Raw genomic sequence first — 14897 nt, forward strand, 5'->3', positions numbered from 1 at the left:
CGCAAGGAGTGGGATCATGCTGCAGCCCGAAGACCGTGACGCCATCGAAGGCTTGTTCGACCGCATCGAAACCGTAGCCGCCAAAAGCGGCCAGCGAGATGCCGACGCCGAAGCGCTGATCCAGCAGCGTCTGCGCGCGGCGCCGGCGTCTCCATACTTTATGGCGCAGACCATTCTGGTGCAGGAGCGGGCTTTGCAGCTGGCCGAGCAGAAGATTGCCGAACTGGAGGCGCAAATTGCCCAGCGTCCGGCCGGCGGTGGTTTTCTAGGCGGCCTGTTCGGCGACAATGCGCCACAAGGCGAGCGCCAACAGGCTCGCCGCGGCAGTCGCGGTCCGTGGGATCGCAATGATGGCGATGACGGTCGCCAGCGGGGTGGCGGTGGCTTTCTGGCCGGCGCCGCCCAGACGGCGCTCGGAGTCACCTCGGGCGTACTGCTGGGCTCGGCGATTGCCGGCCTTCTGACAGGCGATGCCAATGCCCAGGAGTACACCGCCGACCAGCCCGCCGACGAGCCGATCGAATCCGCTGACGGCGATAGCAATGATAACGATGACGATCTTGGCGATTTCGACGTCGGCGGTGACTTTTGAAACTGAACCAGAGCTGAACCGGCGCCCCAGCACCGGTTCAACATCTGTCGACTAAATGGCTTGAACGCCAAATAAGGATTGCCGCCGTGATCATCGTCCGCCGCCAGCGACGCAATGCCTTCAGGACCCTCGTGATCATCGCCGCCGTCACCGGAGTCGCGGTCGTCATCGGTCTTCCGGGCCAGGCACTGCCTGGCTTGGCCATGGACTCGGGGGGTGCATTGATCAGCGCGGCCGTGGCGAAAATGCTTTAGTACTTCTCGTAAAACTCGTTGCCACCGGCCATCAGCACATAGTGCATGTTGGTATAGGAAAACCGCAGGCCGGCGGTGTGGAAGTGCATGGCGTTTCCCACCCCGGGATGGCGGGCACCGCGCATGATCTGGTCAGCGGTCTGCGAGGCCAGTACCGCACCGCTATCGGTCATCTTGCGGGTCAAAACGCCGGGGGCAAATTGGTTGCGCTGACCGACCACGCCACAAATACTGTGGGGATAACGTTGGTCGTTGACGCGGTTCATGACCACGGTGCCCACCGCCAGCATGCCTTCCGGGCTGGAGCGGTTGGACTCGAAATACATGGCGCGCATCAGGCATTCCTTCGGGCTGAGCTGGGCCATCCCGAACTCGATGCCAAAAAAGCTGCATCCGCCCAGGCTGGTAATCGCCAGGCAGATTGCAGCACCGCGCAATACAGCTTTGGAAATATCAAGCATTTGGGCCACCTTCGCTCAGGAACACGCTCGGCGTGCCTAATCGAAGATGACCCAACAGGCTTAAGGAAGGTCTGACCGGAAAGGTTAATTAAACCTTTAGCGGTCGGTCGCGGTAAAGATCAGTGCTGAAATCAGCGCAATCGTACCCAAGGCGACGATAACGGGAATCGGATTTTCCTGTACGGCGCGACCGGCGACATTGGCCTGCCGGCTGATCTGGCGCGCAGCGACGGCGCCCTGGTGGCGAACCTGATCGACCACGGCGACGGCATTGTGCTGCACATCGTTGAAGCGATTGTTGCTGTATTTGCTGACGCTATCGGAAATGGCAGCGAGTTCCTCGCGCAGGGCCGCAATCTGGGCTGAGATGCTGTCGCCAAGATCGTCGCTGCTATCCTCGATTCGCTTGATCGCTCGTTTTGTTGCCGTAGCCATGGTGACGCTCCACTTTCAATAATAGCGATGAAACTCCTTCTTGCCCCAATGGTTCCGGGGCCGCCGCCGGCAAGACTTTGCCGGCGCCTCTTGGATATCGGCATCTCAATACCCAAGTAGCAAGCCGACGCCTTTACATGATTTGGGGAGACACGATGCCCGCCAAAAGCCGTGCCCGCCTGAACCGCCAGTTCGATCGCATCCAGCGGCGCATTCCAAACTTTGCCGCGCGCGCACTTGATTGGCTGCGACAGCCACGAGCACGACTGGTGCGCATTCCACTCGGCCTGTTGTTGATCCTGGGTGGCGTCTTCAGCTTCCTGCCCGTGCTCGGTATCTGGATGCTGCCGCTTGGTCTGTTGCTGTTGGCGCTTGACCTCGTATTCCTTCAGGGGCCGATCAACAGTGCTCTGGTTCTGGGCAGTCGCAAATGGACGCTCTGGCGTCGCTCGCGCCGCCAATAAATTCAAAAGTTCCCATGCCCGAAGGCCACGCGCAGTTCGCCCTTGGCGTCTTTGCGTGGAGGTGCGGGATTGGTTCCACTGGCAGCATTGCAACAGCGCAACGACCTTTGCTTTTGCGTAACGGATTTATGACAACCTGAGACAGTTGGCAGGCGTACAGAAGTCCCTGCCGGTTTGTCAGGGTGATCAAGGTGCGATTGGCGGTTATCGAAGGCGGACTTGGCTACACGGGCCAGGCTCGACGGGAAGAGCAAATCCGGGTCGAAGACGTTGAGGCCGAAGCCGCCCGGCGCCTGCGCAAGGGCAGGGTGAACGAATGGCGGACCCGCGAATTGATCACGGGCACCCCGGTCCCAGCTGACATCAAATATCTCGAGTTGCAGATAAATTTTGCGACGCGCGCGCTTTGCAAGCTGTCCCCGATCCCGCCGGACTTCGCCGATGATCTGTACTGGCCAACCTGTTGGCGCGATTGAGGCGCGTTGCTCGTCCTATTTCAGCCCGGCGAGTTCCAGCCCACGCATATACCGGCTGAGCAGCGATGGGTGCATGAAGCACAGGCTGTTGGCAACCGATGCCAAGGTCAAATCGGGCCGGCCAGTGCAAAAGCGATCCAGGGACTCGCGCGCCGCAGCGGTTTCGCCCCAATTCGCGTAATAGGTCGCCAGGTCGCGATACGGCCAGGTCAGGCCCGGACGTTCCGCCAGCGCGCGCCGCACCAGAGCGATCGCCTGCTGCGGCCTGCCGGCGCCGAAATGGGCCAGGCCCATGCCCAGATACATGTTGAACGAGAACGGATCGAGCGGGCTCAGCCGCGCCGAACGTTCGAAGGCAAGGAGGCCATCCTCGGGATTGCCAAGATAAACCTGCCCAAAGCCACGCCGCATCCAGGCCCAGGCGTGGTTCGGGTCGAGCGACAGCGCCCTGTCGGCAAGCGCTGTGGCCTGTGCCACATCACCCCCGGTCTGCATCATCGCCGAAGCCAGTGCCGTCATTGCAGTCGGATCGCCTGCAACGGTGCCGGCCGCAAGTTCGATCAGGCCCGCGGCAAGTGTCCGCTCGCCGGACAGGTCCTGCGTCCAGTTATAGGCGACCTGCTGGCCATGCGCCCATGCAGCCAGCGCTGCAGCAAGACCGTAGGTCGGCTCCAGCGCCAGAGCCCGCTCGAGCAGGCTGATCGCCTCGCGATTTTCATGGGGCTGGTGCGACCATAAATGCGGCAGCGCCCGCATTACAAGGTCATAGGCTGCCAGGGTATCGGGCCGCTTGGAACGGGCCCGATCGATCTCGGCCTGCCGGATCGAGGGTGACAGCGCGCTTGCCACCAGGGCCGCGATGCTGTCCTGCAGATCGAACAACTGATGGACGGTGCCGTCGACCTTGTCGGACCAGATGTGATTGCCGGTCTCGGTCTCCACCGTCTGCGCGGTGATGCGCACGCGCTCGCCGACGCGCCGCACGCTGCCCTCGACCACGTAGCGCACGCCCAGTTCTCGCCCGACCTGGCGCACGTCCACCGCACGGCCTTTGTAGGCAAAGGCTGAATTGCGCGCGATCACGAAGAAATCCTTGATCCGCGCCAGGGTTGCGGTGATTTCCTCGACCACCGCATCGGCGAAATAGGCTTGGTCGGCTTCACCGGACATATTGTCGAACGGCATAACCACCAGCGAGGGCCGTTTGGACGCAGGCACGGGCAGGGCCACCGGCGTCGCCGCTTCGGCGGCGCGAACGCCCTGCGGATGCCAGACGTAGAGCCGCACGGTTTTCGGAATGTTCTTGAGTATGGTCGGCCCGATATCGCTGAAGACCAGATCGGATTGGCCGACCAGATATTCATACATCCACTTGGTGACCGCCATGCCACCCGGCGGCGACAGGCCCTGCACCCGTACGGCAAGATTGACGCCATTGCCGAACAGATCGTCGCCATGCACCAGCACGTCGGCCATCACGATGCCGGCGCGCACCTGCAGCAGCTCACCACCCGGCGCGCGGATTTTGCGTGTGCGCAGTTCCTTTTGCACTCCGGCAACCCAGTCGACCGCGGCGATAACGCTGTTGAACTCGGCCAGCAGGCCATCGCCCATGGTCTTGAACACCTTGCCACCCATGGCCTCGATGCGGGTCAGGGCAAAATGCTGGTAGAGCCGGCGGACAAGCCGCACGGTCTGCAATTCGTTGTGCTGCACGAGACGGGAAAATCCCACTACGTCGATGGAGACGATCGGGACCAGCCGCCGTTCGGATTTGGCCATTTTCGACAGTGGGTTGTTGACGCACCTGTGTATTAGCACCAGCGGCGCGCTTAGACGAGAGCCAAGCCATTGCCGTAGATATGGTTTTGCAGGCATTACTAGGATTGTTGGTGATTGGCGCCGCCAAACAGCCTGGCGCCGGCAGGGCAAAGGTCATGGGACCCTATATTCTGGTTATCGACCAGGGAACGACATCGAGCCGCGCTATCGTCTTCGATACTAGTCAGGCCATTGTTGGAATGGGCAAGATGGACTTCACCCAGCACCATCCGGCGCCCGGCTGGGTCGAGCATGTTCCCGAGGAAATCTGGGCCACCTGCCTTTGGGCCTGCAAGACGGCGCTGCGCAAGGCGGGCATAACCGCCAGGGATGTTGCCGCCATCGGCATTACCAACCAGCGCGAAACCACGGTGATCTGGGATCGTGACACCGGCAGGGCGATTTACAATGCCATCGTCTGGCAGGACCGCCGCACCGCCGATAGCTGCGCCCGGCTCAAGCAGGCAGGCCATGAGACCATGGTGTCGCGGCGCACCGGGCTGCTGCTCGACCCCTATTTCTCCGGTCCCAAGATCCGCTGGATTCTCGACAATGTCAAAGGAGCCCGCAAACGCGCGCGGAAAGGCGAACTGGCCTTCGGCACCATCGACAGCTTTCTGATCTGGCGGCTCACCGGCGGCAAGCTCCACGCGACCGACGCATCCAACGCCAGCCGCACCGCGCTTTTCAATATTCGAACCAACACCTGGGACCCCGAACTGCTCGCGCTGTTCGAGGTGCCCGCCAATATCTTGCCCGAGGTCAAGGACAACGCCGATGACTACGGTGAGGCGGATGCCGATATCCTGGGTGCGGCGATCCCGATCCACGGCGTGATCGGCGACCAGCAGGCATCCCTGATCGGACAGGCCTGTTTTGAGCCCGGGATGATGAAATCGACCTATGGCACCAGCTGCTTTGCCTTGCTCAATACAGGCGACACGCTAGTCCGTTCGCGCAGCCGCATGCTGTCCACCATTGCCTATCGGTTGAACGGGCAGACCACCTACGCGCTGGAAGGCGTGATTTTCATCGTCGGCGGCGCTGTACAGTGGCTGCGGGACGATATCGGCGTCATGGACCAGTCCAGCGCCAGCGACGCCATGGCCAAGGCAGCCGATCCGGATCATGCGGTTTATCTGGTGCCGGCCTTTGCCGGGCTGGGTACGCCATGGTGGGACAATGACGCGCGAGGCGCTATTTACGGGCTGACCCGCGACACGAGGAAGCCCGAACTGGTGCGCGCCGCGTTGGAGGCTGTGGGCTATCAAAGCCGCGATCTGATCGATGCCATGCGCAAGGACTGGCGCGGCGCGCGCAATATCGTGTTGCGTGTCGATGGCGGCATGGTGGCATCCGACTGGACCATGCAGTTTCTGGCCGATGTGGTCGAGGTGGTGGTGGACCGCCCGATCGATCCCGAAATTACGGCACGGGGTGCAGCCTGGCTGGCCGGATGGAAAGCCGGCATCTGGCCCGACGCGACCGGTTTTGCGGCGAAGCGCGAGAGCGATCGGACATTTTGGCCTAGCATGCCGCCCAAAACGCGAAAGGCCAAGCTGCGCGGTTGGCGCGAGGCGGTACGGCGAACGTTGTCGGCCCCGTCCAAGTAAAGCGGTACAATTTGTTCCAGCGGACGTGCGGTAGCGGGTCGCCGCCAGCTTGGCTATGCTGCCCCAATGCGCATCTTTCTCGATTTCGAAGCGTCCTCGCTCAGCAAGCAGAGCTATCCCATCGAGGTGGGATGGGTGCTCGAGGACGGCACGGGAGAGGGTCATCTGATCCGCCGGGCGCCCGAATGGCACGATTGGGACAACAAGGCCGAGGCTCTGCACGGCATCTCCCGCGAACAACTGCTTCGGGACGGCACGCCGCACGAACTGGTTTGCGCCCGGCTGATCGAAATCTTCGCCGGCAACATCGTTTATGCCAGCGCACCTTCATGGGATGGCCACTGGCTGAGCATGTTGCTGCGTGCAGCCGGACACCCGCGGCACCTGCTGCGCCTCAAGGATACCGAGGAGACGTTCGTAGAGGCGGCACAGGCCCGTGTCGGCCCGAAGCATGCTGCGAACCGTATTGCCGAAGCGCGCACGCGGTCCGAGGCACGGGCCGTGGCCCATCGGCAGTGGAGGACGCGCGGCGCGAATGGGCGATCTGGCGCCATATCGTCGAGAGCCTGGATTAGGGCCTTCACCCCTTGACGGCGCCGGCCGTCATGCCCGCCACGATCTGGCGATTGAAGAACAGGAACACGATCAGCGGTGGAATGGTGATCAGCAGGATATTGGTGAACAGCAGATTGTACGACGTGTTGAACTGGCTCTGGAAATTGTAGAGGGTCAGTTGCACCGTCACATTCTGATTGCCCGGTAAATAATACAGCGGATTGGTGAAATCGTTGAAGATCGCCACCGACTGTACCAGGATCACGGTGATGACCACCGGCTTGAGCAGCGGCAACACGATCTGAAAAAACAGCCGCAACGGACTGGCGCCATCGATGATGGCCGCCTCATCGAGTTCACGCGGAATGGTGGCGACGAAGGCCTTGAACAGCAGGACGCAGAACGAGAGGCCATACGCCACTTCGATCAGGATCAGCCCGTGCAGGGTTTTGAACAGCCCAAGTCCTTGCAACACCCAGATGGTGGGGACCACCGCAGGGGGAATGATCAACCCGGCCAGCACCAGGAAATTGACCAGACCGGTCCAGACGGTGCGCTTGCGCTGCAGCACGAAACCGACCATGGCTGCCATGATGACGAGGAGCGTAACGCTGGCGACGGTCAGGATGGCGCTGTTCACGAACGCCGTGACCACCATGTAATTGCGGGTCTGGATCACCTCGACCAGATTGCTCCAAAGATGGAATTCGCTGGGCAACGAGAACTCGCGCAGTGCCGATTGCCGCTTGTCCTTCATCGCGGTGAGCAGGATGAAGGCGAACGGCACGAGGAAAACCACGCTGGATAGCAAAAGCGCCAGGAGCCCGATCCAGTTTCGCCGCAGGTAACTCATGGCTCGTCTCCCTGGCGGTTGAGAAAGCCCGAGAGTGGCACGATGATCGCGGCGACAAGGATGAAGAGGACCACGTTGCCGGCGGTGGAGAGGCCATAAAATCCCGCCTGGTATTGCTTGTAGATCACCGAAGCGACCACGTCGGAGGTAAAGCCTGGACCGCCCTTGGTCATGGCCCAGATCAGATCGAACGAGCGCAAGCCGCCGATCAGGCTGAGGATGATCACGGTGACCGTCGCCGGCTTGGCCAAAGGCAGGGTGATATTCCAGAAACTGTCCCAGCTATTGGCGCCGTCGATGCGCGCGGCCTCGTAATATTCCTGCGGGATGGAAACGATGCCGGCAATGTAGATGACGGTGGCAAGGCCGACGCCTTTCCAGACATCGACCAAGGCTACCGAGATCAGCGCCAGCGACGGATCGGTCAGCCAGCCCGGGCCCTTGATGCCGAACAGGGCCAGCGTCTCGTTGATCACGCCAGTGGTGGGGTGCATCATCACGGTAAAGGTGATGCCGACGCCCACGGTCGAGACCAGGACCGGAAAGAACAGCACCGATCGCAGGTAGCCGCGCGCGATGATCTGGCTGGTCAGCAACACACCAAGCAAAAAGCCGAGCACCACTTTAAGGCCCGATGTCAGCACCCCGTAGATCAGCGTATTGACCAGTCCCTTGACGAGAAACGGCTCGCGAAAGAACTGCTCGAAATTGGCCAGGCCAATGAATTCGGCTTCGAACAGGGTCCATCGCGTCAAGCTGAAAAACAGTGACGCGATGGTGGGAAACAGGAACAGGACGCCATAAACGATGGCCGCCGGCAGGTAAAACCAGCTGGGATAGGCCGAGCCGCGGGCGCGCCCGGAACGGCGTGCGGCGGGGGAAGTAGTGGCCTCGCGCATCGACGTCGCTGCTCCTGTGAAGGCCCGACCCCGTGCCGGGGCCGGACGCCGATTGCGGGAAGCGAGGGAGATCAATTTTACCAGCCGCCCAGCCCTAGTTGCTGGGCCTGCTTCTTGACGTCTTCGTCGTAGAGCGCGGCGCCGTCCGCAGCCGACCGGATGCCGGAACCAACCTCGACGGTGATCTGCTCCAGCGCCGGCCCCTTGATTGGCGACAGGAATTCAAGCGCGGGCGCCGTGCCGCCATCACGCTGGAAATAGGGCAGCAAGTCCGCAACGACCGCCGGCACGTCGGCGGGCAGGGCGCAATCCTTGATCAGGTACGGTCCGGTGGCGCCTACAGCTGCTGTTTGCGCTTCGCACCCTTCTGTGCTGGCGACAAAGGCGAGGAATTGCTTGGCTTCGTTTTGGTGCTGCGAGGTCTTGGGAATGTAAAGGCCCGAGGGCATCCAGGCGGTCAAACCGTTCTTGGCGGCATCGTCGCCCGGAAGCGCGAAAAAGCCGACATCGGCCTGCTCGTCGGGATAGTTGGACACCACGTTACCGGCGGCAAAGCTTAGCATGGGGTAATGCGCGCCCTCGCCGGTTGCCAGCATGCGGATGGCATCGTCGAACTTGGCGGCCGCAAAGTCCTCGTTGAGATAGCCGCCCTTGAACACGGCTTCCTGCCGCTCGAAGCCCTTGATGGCGGCTGCGTCCGTGGCGTATTTCGCCTGGTTGTTGGTGTACCTTTCGGCGAAATCCGGCTCAGCGCTCACCACATTGTAGAAATCGCCGAGCACGAACAACTGGCTGGTCCACGTATCGGCGAAGCTCTGGATGACCGCGACCTTGCCGGCAGCCTTGATCTTTTCGTTGTTGGCCATGAATTCGTCCCAGGTCTTGGGCACCGACAGGCCGAGATCGGCGTAAATCTTCTTGTTGTACATCACCCCGCCGCCCATGGCGGTGGCGAAGGGCACGCCGTAGACGTCCGTGCCGGCCGTCACGGTTTTCTGGAAGGTGTCGATGACGTTGGCCTCGAACGGCTCATTGGTCAGCGGCACCAGGTTTTGCGCCGGATTGATCGCCTGGAACAGTGAGCCGGCATTATAGAGGAACACATCGGTCATCTCGCCCGTCGCCAGGCGCGTCTTGATGATATTGTCGCCCTCGCCGCCGCCGGGGCGGGTTTCCAGCTCGATGGCAATATTGGGATTCTTGGCGACGAAGGCGTCGATCAGCGCTTGTGCCACTGTCGTGGTCGAAGCATCGGTATTATCCACCAGAAACGACAGGGTTACGTCCTGGGCCATGCCCGGAAATGCGGTGCTGCCCAGCAAGGCCAGGCCGAGGGCGGCAGTCAATGCGGTGCGTCTGGTAAACATGGTGGTCCTCCCATACTGCCGGCGCCGCTTGGCGGTCACCGGCATGTTGATGTTTCGGCGTCTGCGTGCGGGCTCCTCTTCCCTCACGGTCTGCTGATCGCGAAACGCACCTCGTGCGATCCGGGCGCGAGCAGGCTGCGCGTTTCATGGGTTGGCGCAGCGCCATCGATACTGACGGCACCGGCATTGGCAGGCAGCACCAGCGTACCGCTGGCACCTGCCGGCACGGTGATCGTGTAGGTCACCTGATCGCCATCCACGCTCCAGCCGGCTTCGATCCGACCGGCGATGGAGTCATGCGATGCCTGGACGGGCGACAGGGCGGGGATGATGGTCGGCTCGAAGATAATATGCTTGAAACCGGGTTGGGCCGGGTCCGGGCGGAACCCCGCCACCGCCTCGAACAGCCACTGGCACACCGCGCCATAGGCGTAGTGGTTGTAGGAATTCATCGCCGGATCGAACGCGCTGCCGTCGGCCTGGATGGCATCCCAGCGCTCCCAGATGGTCGTGGCGCCGCGCTTGACCTGGTAGAGCCAGCCGGGAACCTCTTCCTGGAGGAACACGGCGGCGGCAAGGTCCGGTTCGCCGATCTTGAGCAATGCCGGCAACAGCGCCGGAGTGCCGATGAAGCCGGTCCCGATCCGGCCGTCGGCGCGGGCGATCGTCGCCTTGAAGTAAGCTTTTGCTGCCGGCAACAGTTCGGGCGGGATCAGGTCATGCACGATAGCCAGCGCATAGGAGGTCTGGTCGTCATAGGCCAAGCGACCCGAAGCGGTGATGAACTCCCTGGCAAATGCCACCTTGACTGCCGCGGCCCGGCTTTCCATGCGCTCGGCCAGCGCCGTGTTGCCGACGACGCGGGCCGATCTGGCCGTGATGGTCGAGGAAATATAGAGATAGATCGTGGCGGCGGCGTCATCGCCGATCGTGGGCAATGGCTTTTCGCTGGGCCCCTTGGGCTGCAGCCAGTCCCCGAAGGTGAAGCCGCGCGCAGCCCAGGCGCGGGGCGGCCGCACGATCGGCGCATCGCTGATCGACCAGACGAAATCGACCCAGCGCTCCATCGCCGGCAGCGTTTCCTCGAGCACCGAGCGGTCGCCATAATGCTCCCAAAGCGTCCAGGGAATGACGCAGATGGCGTCGCCCCAGCCGGTCGAGCCGAAGAACCCCGGCACCTTGTCCGGGTGGAGCCGGGTTGGATCGGGCACGACATGGGCGATGGCGCCATCCGCGCGCTGGTCGGCCATCACATCGCGCAGCCACTTGCGCAGGAACGTCTCGCTGTCGTTGAGATAACAGGCCGTCGGCGCAAACACTTGCGCATCGCCGGTCCAGCCCAGCCGTTCGTCGCGCTGCGGGCAATCGGTGGGCACTTCGATGAAGTTGCCGCGCTGGCTCCACAGCGTATTTTCCACCAGACGGTTGACCAACGGATTGCCCGAGGTGAACCAGCCCGTCTGCACCTGGGCCGAGGATATCGGCACCGCCTGGATGGCCTTTATTGTCGCCGCACCGACAATGCTGATGCGGGCATAGCGAAAGCCCTGGAAGGTGAAATAAGGCCGGTAACTTTTAGGACCATCGCCCTTGAGCGTGTATTCGATCCGCGCCTGGGCGCCGCGATAGTTCGCATTGTCGAAGACATTGTCCTGGTCGAGCAGTTCAGCATGTTCCACCGTGACCGTCGCACCCGGCTCGCCGTCAACGGTGAACGCGACATAGCCAGCGATATTCTGACCAAAGTCATAGAGCGTGCGGCCTTGCTCGTCCTGCCAGGTCTCGCGCACCGAAAGCGCCTCAAGTTCGCGCACCGGCGCCGTTTCGTGCGGCACCAAGGTGGTGTGGTCAAAGGGCAGGGCCTCGCTGCCGGAAACGGCATCAAGAGTTTCGCGGCGGGCATCGTAAATCTCGCCGAAATAGATGCCCGACTTCAGCACCGGCAACAGGCCACTCGACCAGCTGTTGTCGGTCGCCAGCAACACTGCCGCATCGTCCCCGGCCCCGGAGCGCAGCTCGGCAATCGCGGCGATCTTGTCGCCCCAGGCGTGGTAAATGGGGTTTCTGGCCCACATCAGTTGCGAGCGATACCAGCCATCCGACAGCCAGATATCGATGTTGTTGTCGCCGCCCCGGAGCAGGGCGCCCACATCATAGGTCTGGTAGGACAGGCGCTGGTCATAGGCAGTCCAGCCGGGGGTCAGCACATCATTGCCGACGCGCTGGCCGTTGATGAAGCAGCGATACAGCCCCTGCGCACTGATCCGCAACGTCTCACCGCCACTCGGCGTAGCCAAGCTAAAGGCGCGCCGCAGGAACGACGCCGGGGTTTCGACGCCCCCATCGGCGAGCGGGCGCACCATCTGCGCGGTCCAGCGGAATTTTGGGCGTGCCGACAGGCTTGCTGCGGCCCGGATGGGCGAGGCGTCATTCATCGTAAATTCCTCCTGCGGGGCGAACCGTGAACCGGTTTCTGGCCGCGTCTTCGGGCTTGTAAAACCCGCCGTATACCGTTCTATGTATATCGTTCTACACATTGTAAGCACGGCTTGCTGCAAGGCACAAGATCAAAAATGCAGGAACCGGCGTGACGCCAGTCATCGGCAAAGCGGCAGATTCGACCGCGCCGTCCGGCCCTGCTAATTGTGACGCCAGGGGACCAGCAGCCTGATGATGCCGAAAAAGAAAAGCGAGCGGGTGACGATCAGGACCGTGGCGGAAGACGCCGGCGTGTCGGTCGCCGCCGTCTCCAAAGTGCTGCGCGATGCCTATGGCGTCAGCGAAGCGCTGCGTGCCAAGGTGCAGGCGTCGATGACCACGCTGGGCTACCGGCCGCACGCGGCGGCGCGGGGCATGCGGGGGCAGACCTATACGCTGGGCGTGCTGTTCTCCGATATCCGCAACCCGTTTTTCGCCGATATCATGTCCGGGGTGAATTCGGCGCTGGAGCGTACGCAATACCAGCCGCTGCTGGGCATTTCCAACTCCGGCCCGTCCAACGAACTGGCGATCGTCAATGCCATGATCGATCGTCAGATGGACGGGCTCATCCTGGTCGCGCCACGCATGGCTTCGCTCGAAGCCTCGCTGATCGCCGAGCGGGTGCCCATCGTGATGATCGGCCACCATGAACGGGCCGCCACCGATCTCGATACGGTCAACAACGACGACGCTCTGGGCGCCGGCATTGTCGTGCGGCACCTGGCCGAGGGCGGCCATCGCAAGATCGCCTTTCTCAACATCCAGCTCGAACTGGCGCACGGCTTTCTCGTGACGACGCAGCGCGAGATCGGCTATCGCGCCACCATGACCGAACTGGGCCTCGGGCGTAATATCCATGTGCTCTATGCCGAGCAGACCGTGCGCGACACCCAGACCGCGATCAAGCACCTGCTCGCCTCCAAGCATCGGCCGGATGCAATCTTCTGCTGGACCGATTTCATCGCCTTCCAAGCGCTGAGCGTGGCCCGCGACATGGGGCTTTCGGTGCCAGGCGATGTGGCCATCGTGGGCTATGACAACACCACCGATTGCGACCTGGCGCAGAACGCGCTGACCAGCATCGACCAGTCCGGCCAGGTGCTGGGCCTACAATCGGCCCGCCTGCTGATCGAGCGCATCAAGGGCCGCACCCAGGCCGAGCACTTCGTGGTGACGCCGCGCCTCGTGGTGCGCGGCAGTTCCAAGGCGCGATCGCACAAGGGTGCCGACGCCGAAGGGTAGCGCGCTCCGTCACGCAGGAGCCAGCCGGCCGATAACTGCCGGGGCGGACGGCCGGGGAAAGGTCAGCGCAACGGCGGCGGCGCCCAGCCCGATGGCGGCCGAGGCGACATAGAGCCAGTGGTAATCCCCGAAGGTATCGAAAATCCAGCCGCCCCCGATCGGCCCGATCGCCATGCCGATGCTGGAGGTCATGGTGATGCCGCCCAGCACCGTGCCCATGATCTGGGGCGGAAAATAGTCGCGCGCCAGCACCGCGTAAAGCGGCATCACCCCGCCATAGGCCATGCCCAGAACGCTGGCCAGGAGGTAAAAATGGGTCAGCTCGCTGACATAGATATAAGTGAAGATGCCCGCCGCTTGCAGCACAAGACCCCCGACGATGACGCGCTTGACGCCGACCCGGTCGGCCAGCAGGCCGAACAGCAATCGCCCCAACAGGCCCGCCACGCCCTCCACGCTATAGATGCTCGCCGCCGCCAGCGCCGAGGCGCCGCACAGCATGGCATAGCTGACGGTGTGAAAGATCGGCCCGGAATGAGCGGCGCAGCAGAGGCAGAATACCGCGGCGAGCACGATGAACTGCGGCGTGCGCAACGCCGCTGACGCCCCTGAGCGCGGGGCTTGACCGGCCGCAGGCGCGGCGATGGCGGGAGCCGGTGCCGTCAACGCTGCGGGGGCGCGGCGAATCAGGAAAGTTGCGGGCACCAGGATCGCCCAGACGCCGATGGCGATCATCAGCATGGCGCTGCGCCAGCCATGGGCGGTGATCAACACGCTGGCGAGCGGGGTGACCACCATCGGAGCCACGCCCCCGCCGATCGACACCAGCGACACGGCAAGGCTGCGGTGCCGGTCGAACCAGGCCAGGGTCGTTGCCATGATCGGCGCAAAAAAGGCGCCCACCGAGGCGCCGCACAGCCCGCCATAGGCAATCTGGAAGACCACGAGGTTTGGTGCGCGGCTGGCGAGGAACAGCCCGACGCCGAGCATGACCGACCCGATCAACACCACCGGCCGCGGCCCGATCCGATCGGTCACCGCGCCCCAGCCAAGGCCAGAAACGCCCATGACGATGAAGGCGAAGGTCATGGCCAGCGAAATCCCGGCCCGGCTCCAGCCGGTCTCGTCCGCCATGGGTTGCAGATAGACGGGGAGGGCGAACATCGCCCCCATCGCGACGCATGTGATCAGCGCCCCCGCCGCCACGATGACCCAGCCATACCGGTTTTCCATTGTCGCCTCCCCAGCGTGTTTGCGCAGTATAGACGATTGGCCCGGAGGCAAATCGACGGGGCCGGAGGATTATTTTTGAGTTCAGGACGTGCGGATGCGCCGCGCGGTTGTGCCGGGCGGTTGGATGGCAGTCAAACGGCATGCGGCGAGA

The 14897-nt window shown here is 62.8% G+C and carries 15 protein-coding genes; 7 read left to right on the forward strand and 8 right to left on the reverse strand.

Annotated elements, in window-relative coordinates; translation table 11 throughout:
• Positions 1 to 16 precede the first annotated feature (16 nt).
• Both ACFE8X_RS14135 and ACFE8X_RS14140 read left to right on the forward strand, forming a co-directional pair.
• The gene (locus ACFE8X_RS14135; protein WP_375452126.1) at positions 17 to 592 is read left to right on the forward strand and encodes a DUF2076 domain-containing protein; all 576 of its coding nucleotides are present in this window, start codon (positions 17 to 19) and stop codon (positions 590 to 592) included.
• Between the two features lie 86 nt (positions 593 to 678).
• The gene (locus ACFE8X_RS14140; protein ID WP_375452127.1) at positions 679 to 846 is read left to right on the forward strand and encodes a hypothetical protein; all 168 of its coding nucleotides are present in this window, start codon (positions 679 to 681) and stop codon (positions 844 to 846) included.
• Here the strand turns inward: ACFE8X_RS14140 and ACFE8X_RS14145 are convergent.
• Both ACFE8X_RS14145 and ACFE8X_RS14150 read right to left on the reverse strand, forming a co-directional pair.
• Positions 843 to 1307 (reverse strand): cell wall hydrolase, encoded by a 465-nt coding sequence (locus tag ACFE8X_RS14145; protein ID WP_375452128.1) that lies wholly within the window; start codon positions 1305 to 1307, stop codon positions 843 to 845. The two genes, ACFE8X_RS14140 and ACFE8X_RS14145, sit on opposite strands and share 4 nt — an antisense overlap.
• Before the next feature lie 96 nt (positions 1308 to 1403).
• A complete protein-coding gene (locus tag ACFE8X_RS14150) occupies positions 1404 to 1742 on the reverse strand; it encodes a hypothetical protein (protein ID WP_375452129.1) in 339 nt (112 codons plus the stop codon).
• Between the two features lie 155 nt (positions 1743 to 1897).
• Between ACFE8X_RS14150 and ACFE8X_RS14155 the strand changes: the two genes are divergently transcribed.
• On the forward strand, positions 1898 to 2206 hold the full coding sequence (locus tag ACFE8X_RS14155) for a hypothetical protein (RefSeq protein WP_375452130.1): 309 nt from the start codon (positions 1898 to 1900) through the stop codon (positions 2204 to 2206).
• Positions 2207 to 2403: 197 nt separating this feature from the next.
• Positions 2404 to 2682 (forward strand): hypothetical protein, encoded by a 279-nt coding sequence (locus ACFE8X_RS14160; protein WP_375452131.1) that lies wholly within the window; start codon positions 2404 to 2406, stop codon positions 2680 to 2682.
• Positions 2683 to 2697: 15 nt separating this feature from the next.
• Here ACFE8X_RS14160 and ACFE8X_RS14165 read toward each other — a convergent pair whose 3' ends face one another.
• The gene (locus tag ACFE8X_RS14165; RefSeq protein WP_375452132.1) at positions 2698 to 4464 is read right to left on the reverse strand and encodes an adenylate/guanylate cyclase domain-containing protein; all 1767 of its coding nucleotides are present in this window, start codon (positions 4462 to 4464) and stop codon (positions 2698 to 2700) included.
• A gap of 155 nt (positions 4465 to 4619) precedes the next feature.
• Here ACFE8X_RS14165 and glpK point away from each other — a divergent pair, with 155 nt between their 5' ends.
• Both glpK and ACFE8X_RS14175 read left to right on the forward strand, forming a co-directional pair.
• Positions 4620 to 6116 carry a glycerol kinase GlpK gene (gene glpK / locus ACFE8X_RS14170; protein ID WP_375452133.1) on the forward strand — a complete coding sequence of 499 codons (1497 nt, stop codon included), beginning with the start codon at positions 4620 to 4622 and terminating at the stop codon, positions 6114 to 6116.
• 66 nt (positions 6117 to 6182) lie between these two features.
• Positions 6183 to 6707: a transcriptional regulator gene (locus tag ACFE8X_RS14175; protein WP_375452134.1), complete on the forward strand. Its 525-nt coding sequence runs from the start codon at positions 6183 to 6185 to the stop codon at positions 6705 to 6707.
• Here ACFE8X_RS14175 and ACFE8X_RS14180 read toward each other — a convergent pair.
• The 4 genes from ACFE8X_RS14180 to ACFE8X_RS14195 all read right to left on the reverse strand — a co-directional run bounded on the left by ACFE8X_RS14180 (position 6697) and on the right by ACFE8X_RS14195 (position 12225).
• Positions 6697 to 7524, reverse strand: coding sequence for a carbohydrate ABC transporter permease (locus tag ACFE8X_RS14180; protein ID WP_375452135.1), 828 nt, complete (start codon positions 7522 to 7524; stop codon positions 6697 to 6699). The two genes, ACFE8X_RS14175 and ACFE8X_RS14180, sit on opposite strands and share 11 nt — an antisense overlap.
• Positions 7521 to 8423 carry a carbohydrate ABC transporter permease gene (locus ACFE8X_RS14185; protein WP_375452136.1) on the reverse strand — a complete coding sequence of 301 codons (903 nt, stop codon included), beginning with the start codon at positions 8421 to 8423 and terminating at the stop codon, positions 7521 to 7523. The genes ACFE8X_RS14180 and ACFE8X_RS14185 overlap by 4 nt, the downstream gene beginning before the upstream one ends.
• 77 nt (positions 8424 to 8500) lie before the next feature.
• The gene (locus ACFE8X_RS14190) at positions 8501 to 9769 is read right to left on the reverse strand and encodes an ABC transporter substrate-binding protein (RefSeq protein WP_375452143.1); all 1269 of its coding nucleotides are present in this window, start codon (positions 9767 to 9769) and stop codon (positions 8501 to 8503) included.
• 104 nt (positions 9770 to 9873) lie between these two features.
• Positions 9874 to 12225 carry a family 78 glycoside hydrolase catalytic domain gene (locus ACFE8X_RS14195; RefSeq protein ID WP_375452137.1) on the reverse strand — a complete coding sequence of 784 codons (2352 nt, stop codon included), beginning with the start codon at positions 12223 to 12225 and terminating at the stop codon, positions 9874 to 9876.
• A 235-nt stretch (positions 12226 to 12460) separates the two neighbouring features.
• Here ACFE8X_RS14195 and ACFE8X_RS14200 point away from each other — a divergent pair, with 235 nt between their 5' ends.
• On the forward strand, positions 12461 to 13513 hold the full coding sequence (locus ACFE8X_RS14200; RefSeq protein ID WP_375452138.1) for a LacI family DNA-binding transcriptional regulator: 1053 nt from the start codon (positions 12461 to 12463) through the stop codon (positions 13511 to 13513).
• Positions 13514 to 13522: 9 nt separating this feature from the next.
• Here ACFE8X_RS14200 and ACFE8X_RS14205 read toward each other — a convergent pair whose 3' ends face one another.
• On the reverse strand, positions 13523 to 14746 hold the full coding sequence (locus tag ACFE8X_RS14205) for an MFS transporter (protein ID WP_375452139.1): 1224 nt from the start codon (positions 14744 to 14746) through the stop codon (positions 13523 to 13525).
• Positions 14747 to 14897 lie beyond the last annotated feature (151 nt).

The organism is uncultured Devosia sp. (assembly GCF_964244875.1).
Taxonomy (GTDB): Bacteria; Pseudomonadota; Alphaproteobacteria; order Rhizobiales; family Devosiaceae; genus Devosia.

Excerpts from the sequence above, each read along its gene's own strand:
- ACFE8X_RS14155 (WP_375452130.1), top strand. The coding sequence starts at position 1,898 with ATGCCCGCCAAAAGCCGTGCCCGCCTGAACCGCCAGTTCGATCGCATC.
- ACFE8X_RS14145 (WP_375452128.1), bottom strand. The coding sequence starts at position 1,307 with ATGCTTGATATTTCCAAAGCTGTATTGCGCGGTGCTGCAATCTGCCTG.
- ACFE8X_RS14175 (WP_375452134.1), top strand. The coding sequence starts at position 6,183 with ATGCGCATCTTTCTCGATTTCGAAGCGTCCTCGCTCAGCAAGCAGAGC.
- ACFE8X_RS14200 (WP_375452138.1), top strand. The coding sequence starts at position 12,461 with ATGATGCCGAAAAAGAAAAGCGAGCGGGTGACGATCAGGACCGTGGCG.
- ACFE8X_RS14135 (WP_375452126.1), top strand. The coding sequence starts at position 17 with ATGCTGCAGCCCGAAGACCGTGACGCCATCGAAGGCTTGTTCGACCGC.
- ACFE8X_RS14150 (WP_375452129.1), bottom strand. The coding sequence starts at position 1,742 with ATGGCTACGGCAACAAAACGAGCGATCAAGCGAATCGAGGATAGCAGC.
- ACFE8X_RS14185 (WP_375452136.1), bottom strand. The coding sequence starts at position 8,423 with ATGCGCGAGGCCACTACTTCCCCCGCCGCACGCCGTTCCGGGCGCGCC.
- ACFE8X_RS14195 (WP_375452137.1), bottom strand. The coding sequence starts at position 12,225 with ATGAATGACGCCTCGCCCATCCGGGCCGCAGCAAGCCTGTCGGCACGC.
- ACFE8X_RS14180 (WP_375452135.1), bottom strand. The coding sequence starts at position 7,524 with ATGAGTTACCTGCGGCGAAACTGGATCGGGCTCCTGGCGCTTTTGCTA.
- glpK (WP_375452133.1), top strand. The coding sequence starts at position 4,620 with ATGGGACCCTATATTCTGGTTATCGACCAGGGAACGACATCGAGCCGC.
- ACFE8X_RS14205 (WP_375452139.1), bottom strand. The coding sequence starts at position 14,746 with ATGGAAAACCGGTATGGCTGGGTCATCGTGGCGGCGGGGGCGCTGATC.
- ACFE8X_RS14165 (WP_375452132.1), bottom strand. The coding sequence starts at position 4,464 with ATGGCCAAATCCGAACGGCGGCTGGTCCCGATCGTCTCCATCGACGTA.